We start from the raw sequence: 26498 nt of genomic DNA on the forward strand, positions 1-26498 counted from the left end.
GTTGCTCTCAAATCTAATCGTGAGGTCCTCCATGGCAAACCCCAATCTGCTGGCTCGATTCAGAGATGAAGTCCTTTTGGCTGGGCCTGAAAGCACCCTACCTAGCAACCTATCTCAGTTCTGGCTTGAGGAGCTCCAGAATCATCTGGAGAGGTATTTCGACGGTTTGAACTCGGAGTCGGATGCAGAAGAGAAGGATCTCGACATCTCCCTCCCACTCGCAGCGATCATCCACATCTTGTTCGCAAAGAATGGTGGGGAGGAGATATCCGAGAGCTCTGAAAAGCTGTACGAGTATTTCCAAGACTACCGGCTCGAACTGGCCCTCGAAGAGATTACGCGCAAGACTCATGTGGCTGCCGAGGCTGCAACCATTGAGACCATCTTCACCAACCGAGACGTCCTGGTGGAGCAAAGCCCCCTCCTTCAATAGGTACCTCCACCGATGCCATCGCCGGCGGGCACGCTCCGAGGCATTGAAGGAATGCATTTCACGGCTGCCGAGATCAGTGAATGAAAGAAATTGCTGCGCCGATGTTCGATCTAATCGCTTTGTCGCTTCCACGAGGGTTGGGGTTTGGAGACAGCCCGCCAGTAGGGGCATGGCTTAGTGAGGACGGACTTTCTTGTGCCGCTCTAACCCGAAATATCCAGTCCGGCAGCTTCGGAGTAGTCACCTTACGGCGTCGTGTCGATAGCGTGTGGGTGCTCCTCAGCCATGGTGAGTGCACCGCTCGCGAGTCCGAAGCCCGCGCCTCAATTAGCCATTTTCTCAATACCCAAGCCCATCCGCTTCCACTCCCCTCAGGCGAACGACGACGTGCTCCTTTAAGCAGAATGGGTAAGCGCGCACCAAGCGTGGTGTTCAAATCACTATTTGATCCAAGCCGCCGTATTGGGGCGTGGGCGCTCAATCAACTGTATCTCGCACTGCCATCTCCAGACAGAAATTGGGTTCCCGATTGCCAGACTGAGAATTTTCACACCCGCCTTTGGGAGGCCCACCTATTAGCGATTTTTCGTGAGCAGGGACTCTTGGTCACCCAGCCTAAAGAATCACCCGATTTTCATATCGAGAATAGGCTGGGAGGTGAGGCCTGGGTTGAAGCAGTGACAGCCAACCCGGAAGAGCGGTATGAGCATTTTGGCGCCTCGCCGGTCCCCCCACCAGCTGACCGACATGAGCGCTTCTTTGGAGCGGCTGCAGAAAGGTTTGCGAGGACCATGCAAAACAAATTGGACAAGCGTTACGAATCCCTACCGCACGTGGAGGGTAAGCCGCTCATTCTGGCCTTAGCCGATTTCCATGCACCCAGTTCAATGCTGTGGAGCAGGGAGTCGCTCATCAGCTATCTCTATGGCTTTTCAGTTCACTCATCTGCGCATCGTGGAATGCAGCTGATAACTGTGGAGGAAGAGACATCTCTGCTATCAGGGCGCCCCAACGGCCTATTTACGCTAAGGGAAAATGCCCATCTTTCAGCGGTCATTTTCACCAATGCCTGCACAGTCCCAAAGCTCAGCCGAGTGCCGATTTCAGGTGGAGCTCATCTAGACGGGTACCGATACTTGCGGTTTGGTGAGTTTTTCGACCGTTCTCCAGGTGCATCACGAGGTATCCCATTTTTGTTGGATGTAGCGTCCAGCGATTACGGTCAGCTCTGGCCGCAGTATGGCTACGAGCCGTGGTCTGCTGAAGTGGAGGTCTTCCATAACCCTATGGCATTACATCCGGTGCCTAACGAGCTGATACCAGAAGTCACCCACTGGAGAGAAGTGAATGGAAGAGTCGAGTGCGAATCTTTCTATGATGTATCAATACTCCGATCCAGGACACTCGTCCTGAGTGCTAACGCTAAGGTTCCGTCACTTGATGAGTTACTGACAGCAGCCAGTCCTCCCGAGCTCTGACGGCGACGGGGTGGATGCATCTTTGCCACGCAGGTAGATGAGGATTACTCAGCAAGCTACCCAGTAAGGGAAGGACATGAGCCCCCTGCGCAATCCACAACCGTTGAAGCGTCAGCTCTCTTCGGGTAAAAGAGTGACCTTCTTACAACGTTACAAAAGTGTCATCCTCGAAAGCATAGGAAGAGAAATGTCGACCCAAGGACTAAACCGATTCATCGGACGCAAGATTCACGCCGTGATAATGATGGCCCCACTAAAGCGGGAAATGATACGCCTCGGCATATGCACCGTCATGGCACTTGTTCTGAATGTGATCTTGTATACCGGCGTTGAAATAGACGGTACCATCAAGCCGTGGGCAGAAACGCCGATAAAACTATTCGCATCATCGATGTTATTCGCCTTCATGATTAAGGCTTTTCTGCCACTTCTTGGGTGGACAATTCTGAAAGCAGTTCTACTGAGTGCGAATAATGCTTTCAGCGGTATCCTGAGTTTTTTGGGAAACCAGTTCACAGGGGTCATGTACTGCACTGGAATCATCCTGGGATCTGTCACGATTAAGCAGTATATGATTTCTGGGGTTTTAGATTCAGAAATGGTTTCCCTGTCCGCAATCGTATTTTCTTCCGGGATTTTATATTTCTATGTGCTGCAATGCGCCATTCAAAAAACAATGAGTCCAGCTCTGCGTACACCAGCAGTACCGCGTTCAACCACTAGGCTGTGACTATTCCGCCTCTGGCGCTCAGTAGACGCTCGATCAGCTGAACTCTTACCCATGCATACGTAGCCATTAATGGCCAGGCTCGCCTTCGACTTTATGAAGAAGGCGAGCATCCGCGTGCTTGATTGCCTACCTCATTTGTTGGGTGAGGAATCAGTGCTGCGGATCGCAAACAGAAACCCCAAGCGCGCATGCGACGAGAGTATTTAGCCCATTTTCGGTATTAGAGAGCTTCGCAATTATCGCTTTTCAAGCACATACCCTACGCCCCGAAGCGTATGTATCAACTTGGTCTCGAAAGGGTCATCTATCTTGGCTCTGAGTCTTCGAATCGACACCTCAACAACGTTCGTGTCGCAGTCAAAATTCATATCCCAAACCTGAGAGATAATCTGCGTACGGCTCAGTACCACCCCGGTGTTACGCATCAAGTAGTGCAATAACGCGAATTCTTTGGTGGTCAAATCAATACGCTGACCGTCCCTGAACGCCCTGTGCCGGCTCTGATCAAGCTCCAGGTCAGCGACGCGAATGACCTCTACGGATGCGGGGTGATCTGACCTACGCATCAAGGCGCGCACCCGAGCCAACAGCTCAGGGAACTCAAATGGCTTGATCAGGTAGTCATCTGCGCCGTTCTCCAGCCCCCTGACCTTATCCGCCAGCCGGCTTCTCGCCGTCAGCATCATGATGCGGGAAGGGCAATTTTTACGGCGCAACAACTCAAGAACCTGCCAACCGTCCATCTCTGGCAGGTTTATATCAAGAATAATCAGCTCGTATTCGTGCTGCTTGGCCAAGAATAATCCATCTGAGCCGGTGTGGACGCAATCTACGACATAGCCACATTCCGTGAGACCCTGACGCACATACTCCGCAGTTTTTACTTCATCCTCAATTACCAGAATTCGCATGGGATTTTGTCTCGATATCACTGAGCAATTAACCGCGCACGCGCGCCGGCATTATTGAAAGGGATGGTAAATCAAAATGAGCGTGCCGGGGGTCAAATGACGGATTTGTAATTTCTAGGTAATACAGTTGATAGTCTGGCGGTATATCTTGTCGCGGTTTGGGTTTGACAGTTGCGGCCCTCTCTCCAGCAGGTGATTTGACCTTATGAAGTATTGGGTTATTTTCTTCTTCGTGCTGGCTTCGTTCCGCTCAGATGACGGCGAGGTCGCTCACATTGAGGAGACTGGTCATTGGTGTAGTCATGAACTTCACCGGCATGCGATGCGTACAATCGAACGCCTACTTGAATTCTAGGCAAAAAAAAGGCGCCCAATGGGCGCCAAATATCCACCTTTTACCAAAGGAGCACTTAAGCCACTCAAGGTGAATGCGTAATGCTCGTTTTACTAATAGGACCAGCCAATGATTAACTGGTCCAGTTAGCGAATTACAGAATCGAAAGCGGGTACTCGATGATTACACGAGTTTCATCCAGATCCGATTCGAAAGCAGTGGCACGCGTGGTTGCCTGGCGCAACCGGAAGGACAAGTCTTTTGCCGGACCGGTTTGCACAACGTATTTGACTTCGACGTCACGCTCCCAACGCTTCTGGTTGTCGAGCGGGTTGCCGTTGTCGTCGGTGCGCATGTAGAACTGGTTAGCGTTCGAGTAATCCGCGCCCGAGCCTCTGGCGTAGCGGGTCATGAACGTCAGGCCTGGAATGCCGTAGCTGGTGAAGTTCAGGTCATAGCGCAGCATCCAGGAACGCTCTTTCGGCGAGTTGAAGTCGCTGTACTGGATGGAGTTGTCGACGAAAATCGAGTCCGACTGACGCAGGTAGTCGAAATCGTCGTCGCCGTTGTTGCGTTGGTGCGACAGGGCCAGGGTGTGGGCACCGTAACGCACGCCGACCTTGGCACTCCAGATGTTGTTGTCGAATTCACCCAGGCGCTTTTTACCTTCATCTACAGCTTTGTAGTAGTTGAAGCCACCGATCAGCGCCAGATCGTCGTTCAGTGGGTAAACAACGCTGGTGCCGGCGTAGTACTGATTCCAGACGTCTTTCAGCTGGCTGGCGTAGACGCTCACAGTCCAGTTATCGTTGATCGAGTAGTCACCACCACCGTAACCGATCCATGGCGAGTTGACCGGGCCGCCATAGAAGGTCACGAAGTTGTCGTTCAGGTTGCTAGAGACCGGTTGGCTCATGGCGTGCAGTCGACCACCCTGAAGGGTGAGGCCTTGGATGCTGGTGTTCTCAACGGTCACGCCGCGGAAGCTTTCTGGCAGCAGGCGTGAGTCGCCGGATGCAACGACCGGAGTCGATGGGAAAACATCACCCACTTTCACGATGGTATCGAACAAGCGGACTTTGGCTGCGCCGCCGACCTTGGTGTATTCGTCGCGAGCTTCACCCTTGTTATCAACGGGCAGCACGTCGAAGGAGCTACGGCCGCCGTTGCGCCCATCACCGGTGTCGAGCTTGAGGCCGATCATGGCGAAGGCGTCAACGCCGAAGCCAACGGTACCCTGGGTAAACCCAGAGTTGAATTTGCTGATGATCGCGTGCGCCCAGGCTTCGGAGTAGCCGTTGGTATTGCCCTTGCCACTGTTGTAAGTGGGAGCGGTGCTGTCGCGGTTATCACGGTTGAAATAGAAGTTGCGGTTCAGCACTGTAAGGCTGCTGCCTTCAATGAAGCCTTCTGGCTTGTCTTCAGCTTGTGCCGAAATAGCATAGCTTCCAGACAGCGCAGAAACTGCCGCCAAATACAGTGGTACTTTGATTTTCATCCGATGCTCCTTTGATTCACGGCAGTTTTTATTATGTTTACCGGCGCGGGTGTCGTTAGTTGTTCTGACCCGGCGGCGCGCCTAGCGTAGCGCGAGCTCATATTTGCAGGCCAAAGATAACGGGAGGGTGATAGGACAATTACAATTTCGTCATCTGTCTGTTATTCGGCACCTTCGCACCGCGTGTTTGCCATCTCCGTTGCTTGTAACGAAATCATAGAGCCGGCTTGGGATTCCCAGTATTTACGGGCATTACAGGGCTTTCTTACGAAATTGTAATTTTCTAGCCACCCCTCTGATAGCTACCGCTCATTAGAGTGCCATCACCTAATCAAGTGGGGCTTGGCAGCTGTTTCGGCGTTCTCGCCAAGCTTTATCGAAGTTTGTGCACGAGGACCATCAAAGTGCCCCGGTATAACCGCAATGTCTTATCCAAGACCTCCATCTCGCCCTGGAAGATCGCAGCACTTTGTGCAGTCATCTCTGGATTGATGGCACCTGCAGCCCTTGCCCAAAGCATCAGCTTGCCCCAAGCGCTTTCGACGGCCATGGATGCCAACCCCAACCTGGCCGCAGCCAGGCAAGAGATTGGGATCGCTGATGGTGCTCGCAAGCAGGCCGGGCTTATCCCCAACCCCACAATCTCGTATGACGTGGAAGACACCCGCCGTAACACCAGCCAGACGACTGTCTCTCTCAGCCAGACCCTTGAACTGGGTGGTAAGCGGGGGGCTCGTGTTGACGTCGCCACATACGGGCAGACCGCCGCACAGCTGGAGTTGGACCGTCGCGTGAACGGTCTGCGTGCTGATGTCGTGCAAGCCTTCTACGCCGCGTTGCGTGCCCAGACTGGCCTCGACTTGGCGAAGCAATCTCTCGAGCTGACTGAGCGCGGTCTTCGCATCGTTGATGGCCGTGTTCGTGCTGGTAAGTCGTCCCCAGTAGAGGCGACCCGCGCCCAGGTACAGCTGGCCGAAGCCAAGCTGCAAGTTCGACGTGCCGAAACGGAAAAGACAACCGCTTATCAGCAGCTCGCTCAAATTACCGGGAGCTCGGTGACCGTCTTTGATCGCCTTGAATCGCCAACCCTCTCCCCGGGACTTCCTCCGCAGACTGAAGAGCTGCTGGCAAAGCTGGATCAGACCGCAGAAATGCGCCAGGCCGTGGTGCAGATCGACAAGAGCGATGCCTCGCTCGGTTCAGAGAAAGCTCAGCGTATCCCGAACCTTACTGTCAGCGTAGGTAGCCAGTACGACCGCTCTGTGCGCGAGCGGGTCAACACTGTGAGCCTGTCCATGCCGCTGCCGCTGTTCGATCGTAACCAGGGCAACATTCTTTCCGCTTCTCGCCGTGCAGATCAGGCCCGAGACCAGCGCAATGCTGTGGAGCTGCGCCTGCGTACCGAAACCCAAACCGCGTTGAACCAGTGGTCCACCGCCATGCAGGAGGTCGAGTCATACGACAAGACCATTCTGCCGTCAGCCCAACAAGCCGTAGAGACCGCAACCCGCGGCTTCGAGATGGGCAAATTCGGCTTCATCGAAGTGCTGGATGCCCAGCGCACCTTGATCGTCGCTCGTGGCCAATACCTCGAATCGTTGGCAGCGGCAACCAATGCACGTGCGCAGGTGGAAAGGGTTTATGGCGAAGTCGGCTCAACTGCCGGCGCTCGCTGAACGGGCCAAACATTTTCTTCGGCACCCAGCCTTGAACAAGCCGGTGCCTACGATCAGCAGGAGTAGCAATGGATAACAAACGCAAGATCGCCCTCGCGGTAGCCGCTGTGGCAGCCCTCGGATTTGGCAGCCTTGCCTGGAACAACAGTTCAGGACAGCAGGCCGCCAGTACCGCCGAACATGGCGCTAACGATGGCCATGGCGACGAAAAGAAAGCCGCATCTTCCGCCAAAGAGGAAGGTGATGAGGGCCATGGCGAAGAAGGCCACAGCGAAGAGGGCGGTGAAGAAGAAGGCAAGCTGACGCTCAGCGCCGAACAGATCAAGGCAGCCGGCGTTGCCCTGGAAGCTGCAGCGCCGCGTGACTTGGGTACAGTCGTGAGCTTCCCGGGCGAAATTCGCTTCGATGAAGACCGTACTGCCCACGTGGTTCCTCGTGTTCCTGGGGTTGTTGAGGCTGTCCAGGCCGACCTGGGTGAGACGGTCAAAAAGGGTCAGGTCCTCGCTGTAATCGCCAGCCAGCAGATCTCTGACCTGCGCAGCGAACAACAGGCCGCACAGCGTCGCGTCGAACTGGCGCGTGTGACCTTCCAGCGTGAGAAAGAGCTGTGGCAGGACAAAATCTCTGCAGAGCAAGACTACCTCCAAGCACGCCAAGCGTTGCAAGAAGCGGAGATCTCCTTGGCCAACGCCAAGCAGAAGGTCGGCGCGATCGGTGCCTCGGTTAACTCCGTTGGCGGTAATCGATACGAGCTCCGAGCTCCCTTCGACGCCGTGGTAGTGGAGAAACACCTGACCGTTGGCGAAGTCGTAAGCGAGGCGACCAACGCCTTCATCCTTTCCGACCTGAACCAGGTTTGGGCAACCTTCGCCGTCCCGCCTACAGATCTGGGCAAGGTCACGACTGGTCGTGCGGTGAAAGTCTCTTCGCCTGACATGAACGTCGAGGTCGAAGGGAAGGTGGGTTATGTCGGCAGCCTGCTGGGCGAGCAAAACCGTGCAGCTACTGTCCGCGTCACCTTGACCAACCCCAACGGCGCCTGGCGTCCAGGCCTGTTCGTGAACATTGCGGTCACTTCCCAGACCGATCGAGTTGCCGTAGCGGTCCCTGAGCACGCAGTGCAGACCGTTGAAGACAAACCTTCGGTATTCGTACGCACCCCAGATGGCTTTGACACCCGCCCGGTAAAACTGGGTCGCCGCGACAATGGGTACGTGGAAATCATCGACGGTATTGAAGCCGGCGCCCAGGTAGCAACCAGTGGCAGCTTCACACTCAAGTCCGAGCTCGGCAAAGCTTCTGCCGAACACGGTCACTGATGCGAACTGACAGGATGATTTCTCATGTTTGAACGTATCATCAGATTCGCCATCGAGCAGCGCATCGTAGTAATGATCGCTGTTCTGATCATGGCGGGTATCGGTATCTACAGCTATCAAAAGCTGCCCATCGATGCGGTACCCGATATCACCAACGTCCAGGTGCAGATCAACACTGCAGCGCCTGGTTACTCGCCCTTGGAAACCGAACAACGGATCACGTTTCCAGTTGAAACGGCCATGGCCGGTCTCCCGGGCCTTCAGCAGACCCGTTCCCTGTCTCGCTCTGGCCTGTCTCAGGTCACCGTGATCTTCAAGGATGGCACTGACATCTTCTTTGCCCGCCAGTTGATCAACGAGCGGCTGCAGGTTGCGAAGGAACAGCTGCCAGAAGGTGTAGAGGCCGTCATGGGGCCGGTATCTACCGGCCTCGGCGAGATCTTCCTGTGGACTGTTGAAGCCGAAGATGGCGCGGTCAAAGAGGACGGTACGCCGTACACCCCGACCGACCTGCGCGTGATCCAGGACTGGATCATCAAGCCTCAGCTGCGTAACGTCCCGGGTGTGGCCGAGATCAATACCATCGGCGGTTATGCCAAGCAGTTCCTGGTTGCGCCGGATCCAAAGCGCCTGGCTACCTACAAGCTGACACTCAATGACCTGGTCGCAGCGTTGGAAAGTAACAACGCCAACGTCGGCGCCGGCTACATCGAGCGTAATGGTGAACAGTTGCTCATCCGTGCACCGGGTCAGGTAGGCAATATCGAAGACATCGCCAACATCGTGATCACCAGTGTGGATGGTGCACCGATTCGCATCAGCAGCGTTGCTGACGTCAGCATCGGTAAAGAGCTCCGTACAGGTGCTGCTACTGAGAACGGCCGCGAAGTCGTGCTCGGTACCGTGTTCATGCTGATTGGTGAAAACAGCCGCACCGTATCTCAAGCTGTCGCCGCCAAATTGGCGGACATCAACCGCACCCTGCCAAAGGGCGTGGTGGCTGTGACTGTTTACGACCGTACCAACCTGGTTGAAAAAGCCATCGCGACGGTGAAGAAGAACCTGGTGGAAGGCGCGATCCTGGTTATCGCCATTCTGTTCCTGTTCCTCGGCAACATTCGTGCGGCTCTGATCACCGCGATGGTGATTCCGCTGTCCATGCTGTTCACCTTCACAGGCATGTTCAACAACAAGGTCAGTGCCAACTTAATGAGTTTGGGGGCACTCGACTTCGGCATCATCGTCGACGGTGCCGTGGTTATTGTAGAAAACGCGATCCGTCGACTGGCTCATGCGCAACATAAGCATGGCCGCATGCTCACCAAAACCGAACGCTTCCACGAGGTCTTTGCCGCGGCACGAGAAGCTCGCCGGCCGCTGATCTTCGGCCAGCTGATCATCATGGTGGTGTACCTGCCGATCTTCGCCCTCACCGGCGTCGAAGGCAAAATGTTCCACCCGATGGCCTTCACCGTCGTGATGGCGCTGCTGGGTGCAATGATCCTGTCCGTTACCTTTGTTCCTGCAGCTATTGCCATGTTCGTCACTGGCAAGGTGAAGGAAGAGGAAGGCGTGGTCATGCGCACAGCTCGACTGCGCTATGAGCCGGTTCTTCAATGGGTGCTGGGACACCGGAACATCGCTTTCTCGGCCGCAGTAGCCTTGGTCGTGCTCAGCGGTGTACTGGCAAGTCGTATGGGTAGCGAGTTCATCCCAAGCCTCAGTGAGGGCGACTTTGCGCTTCAGGCCATGCGTGTGCCTGGAACGAGCCTCACTCAGTCCGTCGAGATGCAGCAGCGTCTGGAGAAAGCGGTTATAGCGCAGGTGCCTGAAGTTGAGCGGATGTTTGCACGCTCGGGTACCGCAGAAATTGCGTCTGACCCAATGCCGCCAAACGCCTCTGACGCCTACATCATGCTCAAGCCTCAGGATCAGTGGCCTAACCCCAAGAAGCCACGCGATGAGCTGATTGCTGAGGTGCAGAAGGCCGCTGCGGGTGTTCCAGGAAGCAACTATGAGTTGTCGCAGCCAATCCAGTTGCGTTTCAACGAGCTGATTTCGGGCGTACGTAGTGACGTCGCTGTGAAGGTCTTCGGCGATGACATGGACGTGCTTAACAACACCGCCAACAAGATCGCGGCAGCGCTCAAAGCGGTACCGGGCTCGTCGGAAGTGAAAGTTGAACAGACATCCGGCCTGCCGGTGCTGACTATCAACATCGACCGCGAAAAAGCAGCACGCTACGGTCTGAACATCGCGGATGTTCAGAATTCGATCGCTATCGCCGTGGGTGGCCGCCAGGCCGGCACGCTGTATGAGGGCGACCGTCGGTTCGACATGGTAGTACGCCTGCCAGAGACCGTTCGCACCGACGTAGCGGGAATGTCCAGCTTGCTGATCCCGGTACCTGCCAATGCGGCTCAGGGTGCCAATCAGATTGGTTTCATCCCACTGTCCCAGGTCGCTAATCTGGATCTGCAACTGGGCCCGAACCAAATCAGCCGCGAAAACGGCAAACGTCTGGTCATCGTTAGTGCCAACGTTCGAGGCCGCGACCTGGGGTCCTTCGTTCAGGAGGCGACCGCTTCGCTGGATAAGAAGGTGCAAATCCCTGCGGGCTACTGGACGACCTGGGGTGGCCAGTTCGAGCAGCTGCAATCGGCAGCCAAACGCCTGCAGATCGTTGTTCCAGTCGCCTTGCTGCTGGTCATGACCTTGTTGTTCCTGATGTTCAACAACCTGAAGGACGGCATGCTGGTCTTCACCGGTATTCCATTCGCACTCACCGGTGGTGTCGTGGCGCTCTGGCTGCGGGATATCCCACTGTCGATCTCGGCAGGTGTTGGCTTCATCGCACTATCCGGCGTTGCAGTACTGAACGGCCTGGTGATGATTGCCTTCATCCGTGGGCTAAGGGAGGAGGGACGAACGCTCAGGCAGGCAGTCGATGAAGGCGCATTGACCCGTCTGCGACCTGTTTTGATGACAGCCTTGGTAGCGTCCCTGGGCTTCATCCCGATGGCCTTGGCCACCGGTACCGGTGCAGAAGTTCAGCGTCCATTGGCAACGGTGGTGATTGGCGGGATCCTGTCCTCCACCGCACTGACCTTGCTGGTATTGCCTGCCCTGTATCACTGGGCACACCGCAAAGATGAAGACGGCGACGAGGCCGAAGTGGTTAGCTAACAGCCTCCGCTAAAGAGAAGCCCACAACACGTGTTGTGGGCTTTTTTGTTTAGAGTGAAGTAGGTGCACTTACCTTTCAAAATTGTAAGTTTCTCGTCATGCCGGTGATGCCTATGCATTGCTAAGGTTACGCCCGAGAAGATTTGAATTTGAGAGGTTTTTATGAAAAAGCTAATTATCGCTGCTGCACTTGTTGTTTTCTCGGTGGCTTCGCAGGCCAACACTTTTTCCGAGAGCAAGCAGCTGCAATACACTAAGGAACACCAGACCGCAGTGGCCAAATACGCGGAGAAAAATGGCAAGCCAATGCCAGAGATCCAGGATTACAAATATGGCATGAAGATAGACGTTGCCAAGTTCGTACGTCAGTCGCAGGACCCCCGTACCTGCCAGGTTTACCCACGGTTGATGACCTTCGAGGACTCCCAGGGCACGCTCAAGACTGTTCGTTACTCAATGTATTCGCAATGTATCAGCAACAAGTAGTAATCGATTTGAACAGAACAATTAGAGAATTCCTAAATGCCAGGCAGTGCCTGGCATTTTTTATTACGCCCGATGCCTCCATAGGTTCGAAATGTTAACGCCTAGGCCCAGGCAAGCCGTGCAATAAATCTTAGCTAACCAACAGCGACGGCTCCCAACTGCAGAGGGCAATTGGAAGCCTTGACTCCAGAAGGGACGAGTTATGAAGAGTTTGCTTGAGCGCCCTGATGACCAAGCCGGGCATGAAGGTCATAGCCATGAGCATGGCGGCATTTTTGGCATGAACACCGAGCTGATTTTCGCGCTGATCTGTGGTGCTCTCCTGGGTGCCGGAGCCCTTGCTGGAAAACTTGGCCTGACTGATCGTCTGCCCCTGATTCTGTATGTGTCGGCCTACGTGTTCGGTGGATGGTTCACCACCAAAGAAGCGATCAACAACATCCGCAAGAAACGCTTCGAGATCGACTCGCTGATGCTTCTCGCCGCAGCCGGTGCTGCAAGCATTGGCGCCTGGGCGGAGGGGGCTCTGCTGCTGTTCCTGTTCAGTCTGGGGCATTCCCTGGAAAGCTACGCGATGGGGCGGGCCAAGAAAGCGATTGAGGCACTGTCCAAGCTCGCACCGGCCACCGCGATCGTACGCAGAGCAAATGGCACTGCGGAAATACCCGTGGAGCTGCTGGTTCCCGGTGACGTTGTCATCGTGCGCCCCAATGATCGCCTGCCGGCCGATGGTTTTGTAGTCGTAGGCTCCTCAAGCATCAACCAGGCGCCAGTGACCGGTGAGAGCGTCCCCGTGGACAAGCAGCCTGTCGCTGATGCCGAACTCGCCCGCAGCAAACCAGATGCCGTGGAGGCTACCTCGAAAGTCTTCGCCGGTACCATCAATGGCGAAACGCTCATCGAGGTTGAGGTAACACGGCGCTCCACGGAAAGTACCCTGGCGCGGGTCATCAAGATGGTCAGTGAAGCTGAAGTCAGGAAATCACCGACTCAGCGATTCACGGACCGCTTCCAACGTGTATTCGTCCCGTTAGTTCTGCTGCTGGTGGTGGGGCTGATGTTTGCCGGCATTTTCCTTGACGAGCCGTTCCGTGACTCGTTCTACCGGGCGATGGCCGTACTGGTTGCAGCCAGCCCCTGCGCGCTTGCGATCGCAACACCAAGCGCCATTCTATCGGGCATCGCCAGGGCAGCCCGTGGTGGGGTATTGATCAAGGGCGGTGCGCCGCTTGAAGAGCTTGGTTCCTTGAATGCCATGGCATTCGACAAGACCGGTACCCTGACCGAAGGGCGCCCACGCATCACCGATGTAATACCCGTGGGCGGTACGCAGATTGAGGATTTACTAAACGTCGCCATCGCTGTGGAGTCGATGAGCGACCACCCGCTGGCTGCGGCAATTGTGCGTGACGGTGAAGAAATGATTGGCACACGGCGCCGATTCCAAGCCAAGAACATGAGCAACATGATTGGTCGCGGCGTGCGTGCTGAGCTTGATGGGCAGTTCGTATGGATTGGCAAGGTCGAGATGTTCGGTACTGATGGTGTTCCCGCGCTGAGCAAAGCAGCCTTGGAGGCTGCAGAGCGTCTGCGTCAGTCGGGCCGCACTACCATGGTGGTACGTCGCGCCGACAAGGATCTGGGCGCTATCGGGTTATTGGATACCCCCCGAGAGGGAGCCAAAGAGGCGCTCCAAAAACTCAGAGAGATGGGCATCGGCCGTATGGTCATGATTTCTGGTGACCACAACCGGGTTGCGGAAGCGGTAGCAAGACAAGTTGGCTTGGATGAAGCGTGGGGAGACCTGATGCCGGAGGACAAGGTCAAAGCCATCAAGAACCTCCGCCTTAGCTCCAGTGTCGCTATGGTGGGTGACGGCGTGAATGATGCCCCTGCAATGGCCAACTCAAGCGTGGGCATTGCAATGGGAGCTGCCGGATCCGATGTGGCTCTGGAAACGGCTGATATCGCCCTCATGGCTGACGACATCAGGCAACTCCCCTTTGCGGTGGGGCTGAGCCGTCACACGCGGTCGATCATCCGCCAGAACCTGTTCGTCAGCTTGGGGATTGTGGCCATCTTGGTTCCGTCAACCATCATGGGTTTGAGCATTGGTGCCGCCGTTGCCATCCATGAGGGCTCCACGCTTTTGGTCGTATTCAACGCCTTGCGCCTGTTGGCCTACCGTAAAGTCGCCTGATCACTGGGTTTTGAAATGAGTCTGTGGCAGGGAAGCTGCAGCAGCGCTCAGTGTTGAAACACCTGAATTGATACGCATTGGAGACGTTGGTGCCCAACCGAGCTCGGCAGAAGCTTGGCCGAACTCGGACTTTAGTTTGAAGCTGCCACCAGCTGTTATTGGGGTGGTTGGATCGCACTGCTCTTGTACAAATTAGTGGAGGCAAGCCCGGTCAGGCTGTCGAGTACATAAGGCAGGATGCCGCCATTTTGGAAGTAGACGGCCTCAATGGCTGTATCGATGCGAGCCAGTAGCGACACATTCTGTTGGCTGCCATCGCGACGAGTGATGCGCAGAATCACGTCCTGTCCCGGCTTAACACCTTGCTCAATCTTCAGCAGATCGAACGTCTCCGTGCCATCCAAGTGCAAGCTGCGGGCGTCGTCACCAGCACGGAATTGCAACGGCAGCACTCCTAGGCCTGCCAGGTTGTTGCGATGAATACGCTCGAAGCTCTTAGCGATTACGGCGCGTACGCCCAACAGTCGGGTGCCCTTCGCAGCCCAGTCGCGACTGGAGCCGGTACCATATTCCTCGCCGGCGAAAATCAGTGTTGGTACGTCCTGTTCCAAGTAATGACGAGAGGCATCGAACAGTGTGGTCCGCTCGCCAGTCGGTTGCAGCAATGTGTATGGACCCTCATCAGCACCGCCGTCAGCCTTGACTGACAGCATCAAATTCTTCAGGCGCACATTGGCGAAGGTGCCGCGCACCATCACCTCAAAGTGACCACGTCGGGCGCCGTAGGTATTGAAGTCCTGAGGCTTCACACCATGCTCGGCGAGCCAGCGACCGGCGCTGGAATCCTCAGTAATAGATCCGGCCGGACTGATGTGATCCGTGGTAATGGAGTCTCCCAGAATCGCCAAGGCGCGAGCGTTGCGGATGGGCGTGCCGGCGAGACGGGTATCGAAGAAGTCTGGCTCAGCAGCGTAGGTCGAAGTAGGCCAGTCATAGACGTCACCGGTGGCGGAGACGATGTCATTCCACAAGTCGTGGTCGCGAGTGAGGTCCGCGTACCATTCCTTGTACAGATGCGGATTGGCGGCTTTGACCGACAGCGCTTTGATTTCATCGTTGCTCGGCCATAGCTCGTGAAGCATCACCGGAATGCCATCTGGATCGAAGCCTAATGGCTCGCTCATCAGGTCGCGGCGCGTGCTCCCTACCAATGCAAAGGCGATCACCAAAGGCGGGCTAGCCAAGAAGTTTGCACGTAGGTTGCCGTGGATCCGTGCCTCGAAGTTTCGGTTTCCGGATAGCACGGCACTGCACACAAGATCCTGGCCAACCACGACCTTCTCCAGTGCTGGGTCAAGCGGGCCAATGTTTCCAACGCATGCGCCGCAGCCGTAAGCGGCGATGTCGAAGCCGAGCTGGCTCAACGGCTCAATCAAGCCTGCATCCTGGAGGTAGGCGGTTACCACACGAGAGCCAGGCGTGAAGAGCGTTTTGACCCAGGGCTTGGCCTTAAGGCCGCGGCGTACAGCCTTGCGAGCCAGTAAGCCCGCGGCGATCAGAAGTTCTGGATTGGAGGTATTGGTGCAGGAAGTGATCGCAGCCACCAATACGTCATCATGCCCGATCTCATAGTCGTGGGCGATGCCTGCTGCATCATGAGCACGTACCGAATAACGCTCCTGAAGCTGATCAGCGCTCTTTGCATAGCCACCGCTTTTCGCATCCTGCTGCATTACTTCGTCAAAGCGGTTGCCAAGCGCGCCAAGATCGATCCGATCCTGCGGTCGTTTAGGCCCAGAAACACAAGGTTGAATACCGTCTAGGTCAATTACGATGACCTGGGAGTAGTCGATCGAGCCGTTCGCTGGTGACCCGAACAGCCCTTGCGCCTTGAAGTAACTACCTATGAGCTCGATTTGCTTATCACTACGCCCAGTCTGGGCGTAGTAGTCGAGCGTCTTCTCGTCGACGGGGAAGAAGCCGGTAGTCGCTCCGTACTCAGGAGCCATGTTGGCAATCGTTGCACGGTCGGTAGCGCTCAGCGAGCAAGCACCTTCACCATAGAACTCAACCAACTTACCGACTACCTTTGCGCCGCGCAGCGTCTGGGTAATCAGCAACACCGCATCCGTAGCGGTTACGCCAGGGCGCAGCTGTCCCTTGAGCTCGACCCCCACAACGTCAGGCATCAGCATGTACACGGGCTGGCCGAGCATGCCGGCCTCGGCCTCGATGCCGCCAACGCCCCAACCTAGAACGCCGATACCGTTGATCATGGTGGTGTGACTATCAGTACCAACCAAAGTGTCGGGATATCCGTGCCATGGTATGTCGCGGCCGAGATGAAAACGCCCGGCTTCATGGAGTACTTCTTCGTTGGTGAGCACTGGAGCCGCTACGTCGTCAGTAACTGGGCAGGGGACCTCTATGGTAGTGCACATGCCAAGCCGTACGGCAGCATCTGGATCCAGCTCGGATTGTCGCTACTGCCATGGGCCTTGTTTCTACCACTGTTGATCCGCAAGCGTGGATCGATGCAGCGCTTCGAAGCCTACCTCTGGCTGTGGGCCTTGGCGACACCAGTCTTCTTCACATTTGCAGGCAACATTCTGTGGACCTACCTGCTACCCGCGCTGCCAGCGTGGGCATTGCTGCTGTCTGCACGGGTCAGCGAAGTTGGCCCGAAGACCACCTGGGCTGCCGCTGCGAGCGCATTGGTGTTGCCAATCAGCGGTGCGGGCATCATCTACGCCGGGGTACTAGAGGAGCGCCCTCAGAATCAGCGAGATGTCGTTCAAGCTTGGCTCAATGTGCAGTCTGCTCATTCCGCTCCCTTGATCTATCCTGGCCGCCGCTCTTATTCGTCGGAGTTTTACAGCAGCGGGAAGTCCGAGAACCTCAAGGATTCTGCCAAGTGGCCGCGGGATGGCTCGTTCTACCTGTCCAGGCGCTTGAGAGATAGCAAGGATGGAATGCCTGCTGATCTGGCTTGCACAGCGATCACGGAAGCGAACGCTAGCCAGCTCCTGCTGTGCCATTGGAAACGCACCGAACAAGGTGCCGAGGGTCTGGCTGGAGAAAGCAATGTGGGAACGCCTCGCAAGAACGAAGGCTAAATTCCATGCACAAAAAAACCAGGTTTTACCCTGGCTTTTTTGTCGATTACTTTCGTCATTTGAAGTCCTATTTAACCGCCGATTAATTGTCGGCTTGTTCCTTACCATCCTTGCTTTCTTTCTTTTGCTCTTGAGCGACTTGTTGTTTGTTCTGGTCCGAAGAGTCATCGCTCCATAGGCGAGCCTGTTCGGTTCGGAAGTTCTCGTTGAACTGTTTCGCTCGCTCGAAGCCGCCTTCAGCGTAAGCGGTACCCATGAGACCCAGCAGCAGGCTGCCAATAGCGATAGATTTGACAAATTTCATTGTGAACCTCGGTTCATACTAGGCCTGCCTGAATAGCGGCCTTTGTTGGTTTGTAGTTTAGGAACGCGAAGCTAACGACAAGGTGAGTCAATAATTACAATTCCGTAATTTTGGCTGCAGATAGGATGCGTTAAATCCTCAAATCTGGAAGGATCATGTCTATCTCGGCACTGTCGAGGGCGACTTCGAATTTTATCTTAAATTACAATTTTGATATCTAGCGCGTTAATTCAGCGCGGCGTTGTTGGCCGCCCTAGGAGATAGCCATGAATGACATAGAGCCCTGGGCAGTTGCTATCGGTGACTTTCGCCGCTGCACTGAAAAACTCACTGTCCAGCTCGATGAGCTGACCTCGCAGACGCGCACCTCCAGCGCTGTTCTGGAGAGGTCGAACGAACTGGTGGAGCAGGTGGGCGCTGTCGGCCGGCAGATTCAGGAGGAGGTGCGAAAGGCGGAGAAGGCTTGGTCGAACGCGGAAGAGGTTGCCTTGCGCGCCGCTGCTTCAGCGTATTCAGCTGCATGCCGGGGAGTCGACACCGCCATCCAGCCACTGATCTCGGAGCTTACAGCAGCGACAAAGGCTGCGGATGCCTCTATCCAGGAGCTCAAGCGTGCTCCGGTGCTGGCCAAGCGTTATGTGATGGTGGTCGCCACGGCGTTCTTCATTCTCGCGCTGATCTGTGTCTACTCGACCATGCGCCTGATCGATGCCGCCGGCAGCGTAAGTGCTCAAGAGAAAGTGAATGCTCAGTACTTCTCCCACCTGTGGAAGAATGCCAATCCTGACGAGCAGAAGATCATCAAGTCGGTGATTCTGCGGTCGCCCATGGACCCTGTGGTCCTCCGGCACTGATGCATTGAGGCAAACAAAAAGGCCCGTCGATGGACGGGCCTATTCATGTCTGCGCGGTTTAAGCAGCGTTCATTGCCGGCTGCATCAACTGGGCTGCAGGAAAGTGAAGGTGGAACCAGGTGAAGTTTTCTTCGGTCACCTCCACGCTCGCCGACCCTTGGTGCAGGCTCATGATCGACTGCACGATGGCCAAGCCAAGACCGGTACCGCCTTCGCTCCGTGCTCGGCTCTTGTCCACGCGGTAGAACCGCTCAAACAAGTGCGCATGGTGTTCCTTGGCGATCCCGCGGCCGGGGTTTCCAACACTCAACGTCGTACCGCTCGCACTATGCTGTACCTTCACGTAGACCGTGCGGCCGCGAGGGCAGTAGCGGATCGCATTCGACACGAGGTTCGAGACGGCCCGTTGAACCATCAGACGGTTCCCGCGTACCACATCATCACTACCAGAGATCTGCAACTGGATCTCGCCTTCCTCTGCCGAAATGCTGAAGAGGTCGCACACGCGCTGAACCTCGTCGACCAGGGACACGGGTTCGAATTCCACCATGGATGCTGGGTGACTGACCTGGGCCAAGAACAGCATGTCGGAAACCATGCGGCTCATGCGGTCCAACTCTTCTGTGCACGACTCCAGAACCTCCCGGTACTCGGAAAGTGATCGCTCTCTGGTCAAGGCAACCTGGGCCTTGCCCATCAGGTTGGAGAGCGGTGCCCGTAGTTCGTGAGCGAGGTCGTCAGAGAACTGCGATAGCTGCTGAACCCCATCATCCAGGCGAGCCAGCATGATGTTAATCCCGTCGGCGAGCATTTTGAGTTCTGCCGGCATCCCATCAGTTGGAAGGCGATGGTCGAGGCTCTCGGTTGAGATCTTCGACGCGATCTTGAGGAACTTGGTCAGCGGCAGCAGGCCTCTGCGCACAGTCCACCAGCCAATGGCCAGGATCAGCGCGAGGATGACGGGAGACATCATCAAGGCCCAAGTCAGCAACGCATCAAGCAGTGCCTCACTGGATGACTGGTCCATGGTCATATAGACGCTGACCTCTGTTCCATCTCCCAAGCGCATGATCCGAGAAGCACTTAGCAAAGGACGGTCCTGCGTATCCCGCCATTCGTGCTCTTTGGGCTGGGCTGCCGGCTGAAACTTGTGCACCTCCAGATTGACCTGTTTCGAGCCAATCGAGAGCAGGGGAGTCTGATTCTGTGAGGTGTCGAATATGCTCACATACAGGTTGTTGTGGCCCATGACCAAATCGACAAGCTGATGCGCATCCGCGTTGACGCCGGAGATGTCCGGGATGGTGGACAGGTTGTGCGCCATCCCCGCCATCTTTACTTCCAGATCCGCTCTGGCATTTCTTTCCAGAGCCTTGCCAACCATCAGATAGCCGAAGGTGGCGAACAGAAGCAGCAATGCTGCGCTCATCAACCCAACTTTTAACCCCAGCTTTGCAGCCAGGCTGAATGGCCTCATGCGCGTTCCTCAAAAACGTACCCAACGCCACGAAGCGTGTGAATGAGCTTGGTTTCAAACGGGTCATCGATTTTCGAGCGCAAGCGCCGGATGGCGACATCGATGACATTGGTGTCGCAGTCGAAATTCATATCCCACACCAACGAGATGATTTGGGAACGAGTCAGCGCTTCGCCCGTTCTGCTCATGAGCAGGTGCAGGAGCGCAAACTCCTTGGTAGTGAGATCGATGCGAGTGCCGCCGCGGAAGACCCGGTGGCGCACCGAGTCGAGTTCCAGGTCTGCAATTTTAAGTGAGCTCTTCTCGACTAATTCATCGCCACGGCGCTGCAGCGAGCGGATGCGAGCAAGCAACTCTGGAAATTCGAAGGGCTTCACGAGGTAGTCATCCGCGCCGCCGTCCAAGCCCTTGAGCTTGTCATTGATGCGACCGCGGGCGGTCAGCATGATGATGCGAACCCGGCTGGTTTTCCTGATGGTTTCCAGCAGGTCCCAACCGTCGATACCCGGGAGGTTCACGTCCAGGAGGACCAACGAATAGACATTAGTGTTGAACAAGTGCAGGGCATCTACAGCGTTGTGCACGATATCTACGACATACCCGCTTTCGGATAGGCCCTGCTGAAGATATTCGGCAGTTTTAATTTCGTCTTCCACAACTAGAACGCGCATAACTTATCTCAAGGTGTGAGGAAGGAGTTGGCCTAATCCGCCAAGATTATGGTTGCAGGCTGTTCGAAAGTTTGGCTGAGGGTATGGCATGTGGTAGTCGCTACCTCTGTCCATACGCCGGGTCACCTGAGGACGCTTGAATCTTAACGCGAAGAAGCTGGCCGCGGCGAAATCCTACAAATTTGTAATGTAGCCGCAAGATTTCTGACAGTCATGCAGGCTCCACCCCTAAGCATAGCGGATTCTGGGGCCTGCGGCGGTGTATGACAGATTCGCCTGGCAGGTGGGATCGGCCAGGACAGGCAGCATTTCGGTCGTTAGCTTACAAGGACTGGTACTGGCCTTGGGTCGAGGGCGCCACGCAGGCAGACCCCATGCACGGCCGCAAACCGCAGCGCCTTTCTGCAAATTAGTTCACGTGGCGATTCGATATTCTCTCGAATAATTATCTTACAATCTATTACATGTCCAAATTGTAATTGCGCGATCATCTTGGTGTTAGCCTCCTTTGCTAGTTTAAGGGGAGCGGAAGAGGCATCGCTGCTTTGGAAAATGTCTCATTTCAAAGCAGCTTGGCAAGAGCATCGAGCAGTTGTTCGCGCCAGTGCATTCACCTGTAAACCATACGCTCCTTTGGTAGGTGAATTTTAGCGCCCCCCTACGGGCGCTTTTTTATTAAGGGACTTCTTATGAACACTACTGTATCAGCGATCGCCGTGTTTATGCTCTTAACATCACTAACAGCCAATGCCCAAAGCGGTATGGAGATCAATCAACGCATAGAGCGTTCTGCTAGAGAGGCTACTGCGGATTATGCTCAACGCGTAAAAAAGCCCATGCCTCAACTAGAAGACTACGCCTACGGCATGGACCTGGACGTTGGTAAGTTGGTGTATGTATCACCCAGCGTGCGGTACTGCGGGAATGTAAGAAGCATGATGACCTACGAAGACTCGAAAGGCGAACTGCACATGGTTCGCTACCTGGTGAAGGGCGAGTGCGTTAATAGCCGTTAAGACTCATCAAGATGATCCCTACGGCCACCGGATCATAGAAGCTCAATGCCGAACCGGCGCAGCAGTATGACGAAGCCCCCGAAGCTGGCCATTGTGATGAGGATGCTGCTGATCAGTGTCGGCCAAAAGCCGAGCTTAGGTAGCAGCAACGGAAAAGCGATAAACATCGGCAGGGTCGGAAGCACGTACCAGAACGTGTACCAGGCATGGTTGGAGATCTTCTCCATGCTCTGGTTCTCCAAATAGAGCCAGACCAGCGTCAACACCGTGACCAAGGGTAGGGCGGCGACCAGGCCGCCCAGCTTGTCACTGCGTTTCGCCAGCTCTGATACGAGAATCACTATACCGGCAGTGAGTAGGTACTTCGTGATGATCCAAGCCATCGCTGAGCCTTCTGGAGGTTGTGGAAGGGGGCAGGCGAAGCCATTCACCAACCCCTCTCGAAGCGCTCCTGCCGTTTACGCCATCCCTCACCGCATTTCTATTGCAGCATCACCCTCAGCCAGGAGGGTGATGTGTTTGCATGGTGTTTACCGATCGATCAGTGCGAAGGCGAGGGAACGCTCTCGTGGAAAGCTGCCCGCTCGATCTGGATGGTGCAGTGATGGATTTCAAATGCATCGCTGACAGCTTCCACGACGGCCGCCAACACAGCATCCCCATCTGCAGAATCCCGTATTACAACGTGCGACGTCATCACGTTGCTGCCACTGCTGACGGCCCAGACGTGCAAGTCATGTACGTCCGTGACGCCATCTACCCCGAGGATCGTGGCCTCGATTGCCGTAACGTCGAGCCCCCTCGGCACACCCTCCATGAGGATTTCCAGGCTTTCGCGAAGCAGCTGCCACGTCCGCGGCAGTACCCAAAGGCCGATTGCCACAGCGACAATCGTGTCGACCCAGGTCCAGCCGGTGAAGCGGATGATGAGCGCCGCGATGATTACGCCTAGCGAGCCGAGCATGTCGCTCCAAACTTCGAGGTAGGCTCCTTTGACGTTGAGGCTTTCGTTGCTCGCTGATGCCAGAAGGCGCATCGAGATTAGGTTGATGATCAGGCCGGCGATTGCGATCCACATCATCGCTCCGGTAGCGATCTCCGCCGGCATGAAGAAGCGCTGGTAGGCCTCGTACAAGATGTACATCGCCACGAGAAAGAGCAGCACGGCATTGAACGTCGAAGCCAGAATCTCCAGACGCGCATAGCCGAAGGTTCTTTTTTGATCCGCCGGCCGCTTGGCTATCTGAAGTGCAATCAGTGATATCGCCAAGGCGGCAGTATCTGTGAACATGTGAGATGCGTCCGACAGCAGCGCCAGGCTGCCGGTAATCCACGCACCGATCACTTCTGCAATCATGAAGCTGCCAGTCAAGGCGAGCGCCATGATTAGCTTCTTCTGATGCCCCTCGCGTACTGCAGCGCTGCCATGGTCATGATTTGAACCCACGTATTTCTCCTTGCGCAGGGTTGTGGTCTCGTTGGCCTTCCTGTCTGCCTAGCCTCAGAGCGTCGCTTGGCCACACTGGCTGCAAAATCTTGCTCCTGCACTCAGCAACGAGCCGCAGGCGGTGCAACCACTCGATAGTGGTGTTCCGCAGTTTAGACAAAAGCGTGCTGACGCATCGTTGGCCGTCCGGCACTGTCTGCAGGCCTGCAGATCTTTAATGGGGGCTGGAGTGGCAGGGCGCCCGCCGTCATACACCTGGTTGCCGCCGTCGCAGCCCTGCTGCCGGCCATGGCGGTCATATTGCTCGGCCCCATGTCCTCCGCTGTGGTGCTTGCCTCCGCCGTGGTTTCCACGGCCATGGTGTCCGCCCAGGAAATTTTTGAAAAAGCTCATGGTATTCGCCCCTCATTGATGGGTGACATATTAACGAGCAAAAGTTGAAAATAATGTTCTGCTCGCAAGAAAGACTTATAAGTTCAAGTGAAAGTTCAGAATTAGCCTACGACAAAACAAAGCCGTTTTGTTTGTGAAGTTAAATTTATCTAGCTGAGCGGTGCTCTGCGCTGAATGGGCAGTGCTCCCCTAATTTTGATCATAGCGCGAATCATGGCAATCAAAACAGCAGTTATTGTATTTCTGTCAGCATTGTAATCACGAGGTCATCGTGTCGTTATCAAGTGCCAGAAATAATGCGCTCAGCAAGATTTATTTCTCTTTTATCCCTATGCCTCACACATTCTAAGCGTCTCCAACGCCAAGGGACCTAAGGCCTCTGGCGCTCCGCACATTGCGCAATCGCTCAGCATCTGTCGATGGTTTGCATAGCTGCTCCCGCTAACTCCATAGCGAACGCCATGGATAAGCAGCCTCTCAGAGTTTGATAATGACACATTCAAAATCCATTGTTTACACCCTGTTAAGCAAATGGATATTTGCTATTCGCAATGCCCGGCAGGAAGGAATCAGTACTAATCTGCTAATCGGCCTGGTAACTTTTTGGTTACTGCTATTCGCGAATGCTGAGCTCTGGAATGTGCTCTGGAAGCTGGTATTCAAAACCGACGAAGTGAACTGGCTGCTAGCGGCTAGCCTCCCAGTCATAGTGTTCGCGTGGGTGTTTTCCGTGCTGAGCTTGCTGTCATGGGGGCGGCTGGCCAAACCCTTGCTGTGTCTGGTACTGATCAGCGCGTCTTTCGCGAGTTACTTCATGAATGCCTACGGCATCGTGATCGATTACACAATGTTCACCAACGTTGTGGAGACCGACGTCGCTGAGGCAACCGAGCTGCTGAATTGGAAGCTCGGTCTTTGGGTCGCAATGGTTGGGGTGTTGCCCGTCTACCTGATCGCCCGGGTTCCCCTCCGGCGCAAGTCTTGGGCCAAAGCTTTGGTCAGCAGGTTCATTGCTCTGTCGCTCGCTCTGTTGACCTTATCTGGCATCGCGTTGAGTCAGTACCAGTCGTATGCCTCCTTGCTGCGCAATAATCGGGAGATCCGGCTGATCCTGGTACCTACCAACTTGTTTGCGGCTGGCCATGGATACCTGAAGCGTCAGCTGGCCTCACCTAAAACGCTGACGGCCATTGGTACTGATGCGGTAGTTAATCGACAGGGTGCGGCTCGTAAACCCAGGCTGCTGGTACTGGCAGTAGGAGAGACCGCTCGCTCCGCCAACTTCTCCCTCAACGGCTACTCCCGTGAAACGAATCCGGAACTAGAAAAGCGAAATGTCATTAGCTTCACGAACGTGAGCTCCTGCGGTACCGCTACCGCGGTCTCGCTGCCATGCATGTTCCTGGACGTGGGTAAGGCCCAGTACAAAGATGGCTTGGCCAAGAGCCGAGAAGGGCTGCTCGACGTGCTTCAACGCGCTGGCATCAGTGTCATGTGGACTGACAACAACTCGGGGTGCAAAGGGGTCTGCGACAGGGTTCCCAACCACAAGGCTGCCTCTCACGCGGATTCCCAACTGTGCACCAGCGAGGAGTGTAAGGACGGGGTGCTGCTCACGGAGATGCAAGACTTCATCAAGCGCCAGGAAGGCGATGCTGTCCTGGTGCTCCACTACAAAGGCAGTCACGGCCCGGCCTACTACAAGCGCTACCCCTCGCAATTCAAGAAATTCGCACCGGTGTGCGAGACCAACGAGCTCGACAAATGTAAGCAGGAGGAGGTGGTCAATGCCTACGACAACTCAATCCTCTACACCGATTATGTGACTGCAAATCTCATCGATATCCTGGCGGCCAACACCAAGTTCGACACTGCGCTGATGTACGTTTCGGACCATGGCGAATCGCTGGGGGAGGGTGGGCTCTATCTGCACGGGCTGCCTTACGCGATGGCTCCTGACGAGCAAACAAAGGTGCCGTTGGTACTTTGGATGTCTGACTCGCTCGCGAAGAGCGAAAAGGTCAACGTGGGTTGTTTGAAAGCTCAAACCACGTCACCGCTGAGCCACGACAACCTGTTCCACACCGTGCTCGGCATGATGAACGTCCAGACGTCTTCGTATCGCTCAGCGCTGGATTTCACAGCCCCTTGCAAGCCCGTTGTCGGAGGCTCTTATTCTGGCCTCTGAATGTTCGATGTGGACCGGATCATCGGCCAGGCGGTTCTGCACCAGCCTGCTTTGACAGCTGAGAGAAGCTGGACTAATTACATAGCTGCATTCAACAACCCAAGCGGAAAAGGAAGTTTTGCATGAGCATCAAGCCAGGCCCAAAGCGCACCAATGAAGATGGCACTCCGGACAAAAGGCAGCGAGTCACCCCTGAAAAGCAGAAGGACCATCCGGACCTGAAACCCCACAAGCACAAAAAGGGGGAGTAAGAAAAAAGCAGCTCTCGGGAGCTGCTTTTTTTTGGCTGTGTGCAAACCCTCCCGACCGTCTCGCTGATCAATCGGACCGCGTCGTGAGTCTTCTGCTTTGCGTAATCGATTGGGGCTGTTCGAAGTCACTCCAAGGTGGTCACTTGTCGGGCGCGACTCACAAACAGCTTAGATCGGCTTGATTGCCGCCTCGCTTTGGCTAGCTTGGAATCCATCGCTATCCATCGCTATCCATCGGTTGCAGGGGGCTGCATGCGTTTGCGCGGAGATGTTTATTGGAGCTGGGCAGATCCTACGCTTCATCACCGGACCCACGAAGAGATCCTGAATGACGGATCTTATCTCGACGTGCAGGTAAGGCTTTCGCGGATAGGCGCAACGCAGCTGTTTATCGGTGTGTACGCGCCGTCGGGAACCGCGCTGTATGAGGAAGCGTTCGACACCCGGCCGAACGAATCAATGACGAGCGCGTTGGCCTGGGGAGTCGCCAGAGCGCGTGTCGTAGCTACGTTGTAAACCACTTTTTTTCA

General features: G+C 55.5%; 22 protein-coding genes and 1 pseudogene. 14 read left to right on the forward strand and 9 right to left on the reverse strand.

What is annotated here, in order from left to right; translation table 11 throughout:
* The first annotated feature begins 31 nt into the window (after window positions 1-31).
* From B2Y33_RS03650 to B2Y33_RS03660, 3 genes are all read left to right on the forward strand, one after another.
* On the forward strand, window positions 32-433 hold the full coding sequence (locus tag B2Y33_RS03650) for a hypothetical protein (RefSeq protein WP_177413055.1): 402 nt from the start codon (window positions 32-34) through the stop codon (window positions 431-433).
* Window positions 434-513: 80 nt separating this feature from the next.
* Window positions 514-1911 (forward strand): hypothetical protein, encoded by a 1398-nt coding sequence (locus tag B2Y33_RS03655; RefSeq protein WP_241194985.1) that lies wholly within the window; start codon window positions 514-516, stop codon window positions 1909-1911.
* A 187-nt stretch (window positions 1912-2098) separates the two neighbouring features.
* The gene (locus tag B2Y33_RS03660; protein ID WP_049696546.1) at window positions 2099-2641 is read left to right on the forward strand and encodes a hypothetical protein; all 543 of its coding nucleotides are present in this window, start codon (window positions 2099-2101) and stop codon (window positions 2639-2641) included.
* 236 nt (window positions 2642-2877) lie between these two features.
* On the opposite strand, the gene B2Y33_RS03665 is transcribed toward B2Y33_RS03660, so the two are convergent.
* Together B2Y33_RS03665 and B2Y33_RS03670 are read right to left on the reverse strand one after the other, a co-directional pair.
* Window positions 2878-3552: a heavy metal response regulator transcription factor gene (locus B2Y33_RS03665; RefSeq protein WP_003253420.1), complete on the reverse strand. Its 675-nt coding sequence runs from the start codon at window positions 3550-3552 to the stop codon at window positions 2878-2880.
* A 488-nt stretch (window positions 3553-4040) separates the two neighbouring features.
* The gene (locus B2Y33_RS03670) at window positions 4041-5384 is read right to left on the reverse strand and encodes an OprD family porin (protein ID WP_049696545.1); all 1344 of its coding nucleotides are present in this window, start codon (window positions 5382-5384) and stop codon (window positions 4041-4043) included.
* 404 nt (window positions 5385-5788) lie between these two features.
* On the opposite strand from B2Y33_RS03670, the gene B2Y33_RS03675 reads away from it, so the two are divergent.
* The 5 genes from B2Y33_RS03675 to B2Y33_RS03695 all read left to right on the forward strand — a co-directional run bounded on the left by B2Y33_RS03675 (window position 5789) and on the right by B2Y33_RS03695 (window position 14251).
* On the forward strand, window positions 5789-7060 hold the full coding sequence (locus B2Y33_RS03675) for a TolC family protein (protein ID WP_132579171.1): 1272 nt from the start codon (window positions 5789-5791) through the stop codon (window positions 7058-7060).
* Window positions 7061-7128: 68 nt separating this feature from the next.
* A complete protein-coding gene (locus tag B2Y33_RS03680; protein ID WP_049696543.1) occupies window positions 7129-8379 on the forward strand; it encodes an efflux RND transporter periplasmic adaptor subunit in 1251 nt (416 codons plus the stop codon).
* 24 nt (window positions 8380-8403) lie between these two features.
* Window positions 8404-11565 carry a CusA/CzcA family heavy metal efflux RND transporter gene (locus B2Y33_RS03685; protein ID WP_049696542.1) on the forward strand — a complete coding sequence of 1054 codons (3162 nt, stop codon included), beginning with the start codon at window positions 8404-8406 and terminating at the stop codon, window positions 11563-11565.
* Between the two features lie 162 nt (window positions 11566-11727).
* Window positions 11728-12051 (forward strand): DUF2790 domain-containing protein, encoded by a 324-nt coding sequence (locus B2Y33_RS03690; RefSeq protein WP_049696541.1) that lies wholly within the window; start codon window positions 11728-11730, stop codon window positions 12049-12051.
* A gap of 202 nt (window positions 12052-12253) precedes the next feature.
* The gene (locus B2Y33_RS03695; RefSeq protein WP_049696540.1) at window positions 12254-14251 is read left to right on the forward strand and encodes a heavy metal translocating P-type ATPase; all 1998 of its coding nucleotides are present in this window, start codon (window positions 12254-12256) and stop codon (window positions 14249-14251) included.
* A gap of 155 nt (window positions 14252-14406) precedes the next feature.
* Here the strand turns inward: B2Y33_RS03695 and B2Y33_RS03700 are convergent, their stop codons facing one another.
* Entirely contained in the window at window positions 14407-16527 is a 2121-nt protein-coding gene (locus B2Y33_RS03700; protein WP_230382524.1) for an aconitate hydratase, read from the reverse strand.
* Between the two features lie 33 nt (window positions 16528-16560).
* Between B2Y33_RS03700 and B2Y33_RS03705 the strand changes: the two are divergent.
* A pseudogene (locus B2Y33_RS03705) lies at window positions 16561-17367 on the forward strand (phospholipid carrier-dependent glycosyltransferase); the annotation flags it as partial.
* Window positions 17368-17449: 82 nt separating this feature from the next.
* On the opposite strand, the gene B2Y33_RS03710 reads toward B2Y33_RS03705, so the two are convergent.
* Window positions 17450-17671, reverse strand: a complete 222-nt coding sequence (locus tag B2Y33_RS03710; protein ID WP_003253450.1) for a hypothetical protein — start codon at window positions 17669-17671, stop codon at window positions 17450-17452.
* Window positions 17672-17937: 266 nt separating this feature from the next.
* On the opposite strand from B2Y33_RS03710, the gene B2Y33_RS03715 reads away from it, so the two are divergent.
* Window positions 17938-18525, forward strand: a complete 588-nt coding sequence (locus B2Y33_RS03715) for a hypothetical protein (protein WP_049696539.1) — start codon at window positions 17938-17940, stop codon at window positions 18523-18525.
* A 58-nt stretch (window positions 18526-18583) separates the two neighbouring features.
* Here the strand turns inward: B2Y33_RS03715 and B2Y33_RS03720 are convergent, their stop codons facing one another.
* The gene (locus B2Y33_RS03720) at window positions 18584-20002 is read right to left on the reverse strand and encodes a heavy metal sensor histidine kinase (protein WP_049696538.1); all 1419 of its coding nucleotides are present in this window, start codon (window positions 20000-20002) and stop codon (window positions 18584-18586) included.
* The gene (locus tag B2Y33_RS03725) at window positions 19999-20673 is read right to left on the reverse strand and encodes a heavy metal response regulator transcription factor (RefSeq protein ID WP_128611065.1); all 675 of its coding nucleotides are present in this window, start codon (window positions 20671-20673) and stop codon (window positions 19999-20001) included. Before B2Y33_RS03725 ends, B2Y33_RS03720 begins: the two co-directional genes overlap by 4 nt.
* Before the next feature lie 689 nt (window positions 20674-21362).
* Here B2Y33_RS03725 and B2Y33_RS03730 point away from each other — a divergent pair.
* Entirely contained in the window at window positions 21363-21689 is a 327-nt protein-coding gene (locus B2Y33_RS03730) for a DUF2790 domain-containing protein (protein ID WP_049696537.1), read from the forward strand.
* 32 nt (window positions 21690-21721) lie between these two features.
* Here the strand turns inward: B2Y33_RS03730 and B2Y33_RS03735 are convergent, their stop codons facing one another.
* From B2Y33_RS03735 to B2Y33_RS03745, 3 genes are all read right to left on the reverse strand, one after another.
* The gene (locus B2Y33_RS03735) at window positions 21722-22072 is read right to left on the reverse strand and encodes a DUF3147 family protein (RefSeq protein ID WP_049696536.1); all 351 of its coding nucleotides are present in this window, start codon (window positions 22070-22072) and stop codon (window positions 21722-21724) included.
* A gap of 158 nt (window positions 22073-22230) precedes the next feature.
* On the reverse strand, window positions 22231-23136 hold the full coding sequence (locus tag B2Y33_RS03740) for a cation diffusion facilitator family transporter (RefSeq protein WP_049696535.1): 906 nt from the start codon (window positions 23134-23136) through the stop codon (window positions 22231-22233).
* A gap of 54 nt (window positions 23137-23190) precedes the next feature.
* Entirely contained in the window at window positions 23191-23529 is a 339-nt protein-coding gene (locus tag B2Y33_RS03745) for a zinc ribbon domain-containing protein (protein WP_080992907.1), read from the reverse strand.
* A gap of 490 nt (window positions 23530-24019) precedes the next feature.
* Between B2Y33_RS03745 and B2Y33_RS03750 the strand changes: the two genes are divergently transcribed.
* The 3 genes from B2Y33_RS03750 (at window position 24020) to B2Y33_RS03760 (ending at window position 26484) form a co-directional block, all read left to right on the forward strand.
* Window positions 24020-25717, forward strand: a complete 1698-nt coding sequence (locus B2Y33_RS03750) for a phosphoethanolamine transferase (protein ID WP_049696533.1) — start codon at window positions 24020-24022, stop codon at window positions 25715-25717.
* A gap of 122 nt (window positions 25718-25839) precedes the next feature.
* Window positions 25840-25968, forward strand: a complete 129-nt coding sequence (locus tag B2Y33_RS03755) for a hypothetical protein (protein WP_003253468.1) — start codon at window positions 25840-25842, stop codon at window positions 25966-25968.
* Window positions 25969-26220: 252 nt separating this feature from the next.
* On the forward strand, window positions 26221-26484 hold the full coding sequence (locus B2Y33_RS03760) for a hypothetical protein (protein WP_049696532.1): 264 nt from the start codon (window positions 26221-26223) through the stop codon (window positions 26482-26484).
* The last annotated feature ends 14 nt before the right edge of the window (window positions 26485-26498 follow it).

The organism is Pseudomonas sp. UBA5666, assembly GCF_002420785.1.
GTDB lineage: Bacteria > Pseudomonadota > Gammaproteobacteria > Pseudomonadales > Pseudomonadaceae > Aquipseudomonas > Aquipseudomonas fulva.

What these genes read in the sequence shown, in the direction of transcription:
- B2Y33_RS03650 (WP_177413055.1), top strand. Translation starts at nt 32, where the DNA reads ATGGCAAACCCCAATCTGCTGGCTCGATTCAGAGATGAAGTCCTTTTG.
- B2Y33_RS03655 (WP_241194985.1), top strand. Translation starts at nt 514, where the DNA reads ATGAAAGAAATTGCTGCGCCGATGTTCGATCTAATCGCTTTGTCGCTT.
- B2Y33_RS03660 (WP_049696546.1), top strand. Translation starts at nt 2,099, where the DNA reads ATGTCGACCCAAGGACTAAACCGATTCATCGGACGCAAGATTCACGCC.
- B2Y33_RS03665 (WP_003253420.1), bottom strand. Translation starts at nt 3,552, where the DNA reads ATGCGAATTCTGGTAATTGAGGATGAAGTAAAAACTGCGGAGTATGTG.
- B2Y33_RS03670 (WP_049696545.1), bottom strand. Translation starts at nt 5,384, where the DNA reads ATGAAAATCAAAGTACCACTGTATTTGGCGGCAGTTTCTGCGCTGTCT.
- B2Y33_RS03680 (WP_049696543.1), top strand. Translation starts at nt 7,129, where the DNA reads ATGGATAACAAACGCAAGATCGCCCTCGCGGTAGCCGCTGTGGCAGCC.
- B2Y33_RS03685 (WP_049696542.1), top strand. Translation starts at nt 8,404, where the DNA reads ATGTTTGAACGTATCATCAGATTCGCCATCGAGCAGCGCATCGTAGTA.
- B2Y33_RS03690 (WP_049696541.1), top strand. Translation starts at nt 11,728, where the DNA reads ATGAAAAAGCTAATTATCGCTGCTGCACTTGTTGTTTTCTCGGTGGCT.
- B2Y33_RS03695 (WP_049696540.1), top strand. Translation starts at nt 12,254, where the DNA reads ATGAAGAGTTTGCTTGAGCGCCCTGATGACCAAGCCGGGCATGAAGGT.
- B2Y33_RS03700 (WP_230382524.1), bottom strand. Translation starts at nt 16,527, where the DNA reads ATGATCAACGGTATCGGCGTTCTAGGTTGGGGCGTTGGCGGCATCGAG.
- B2Y33_RS03710 (WP_003253450.1), bottom strand. Translation starts at nt 17,671, where the DNA reads ATGAAATTTGTCAAATCTATCGCTATTGGCAGCCTGCTGCTGGGTCTC.
- B2Y33_RS03715 (WP_049696539.1), top strand. Translation starts at nt 17,938, where the DNA reads ATGAATGACATAGAGCCCTGGGCAGTTGCTATCGGTGACTTTCGCCGC.
- B2Y33_RS03720 (WP_049696538.1), bottom strand. Translation starts at nt 20,002, where the DNA reads ATGAGGCCATTCAGCCTGGCTGCAAAGCTGGGGTTAAAAGTTGGGTTG.
- B2Y33_RS03725 (WP_128611065.1), bottom strand. Translation starts at nt 20,673, where the DNA reads ATGCGCGTTCTAGTTGTGGAAGACGAAATTAAAACTGCCGAATATCTT.
- B2Y33_RS03730 (WP_049696537.1), top strand. Translation starts at nt 21,363, where the DNA reads ATGAACACTACTGTATCAGCGATCGCCGTGTTTATGCTCTTAACATCA.
- B2Y33_RS03735 (WP_049696536.1), bottom strand. Translation starts at nt 22,072, where the DNA reads ATGGCTTGGATCATCACGAAGTACCTACTCACTGCCGGTATAGTGATT.
- B2Y33_RS03745 (WP_080992907.1), bottom strand. Translation starts at nt 23,529, where the DNA reads ATGAGCTTTTTCAAAAATTTCCTGGGCGGACACCATGGCCGTGGAAAC.
- B2Y33_RS03750 (WP_049696533.1), top strand. Translation starts at nt 24,020, where the DNA reads ATGACACATTCAAAATCCATTGTTTACACCCTGTTAAGCAAATGGATA.
- B2Y33_RS03755 (WP_003253468.1), top strand. Translation starts at nt 25,840, where the DNA reads ATGAGCATCAAGCCAGGCCCAAAGCGCACCAATGAAGATGGCACTCCG.
- B2Y33_RS03760 (WP_049696532.1), top strand. Translation starts at nt 26,221, where the DNA reads ATGCGTTTGCGCGGAGATGTTTATTGGAGCTGGGCAGATCCTACGCTT.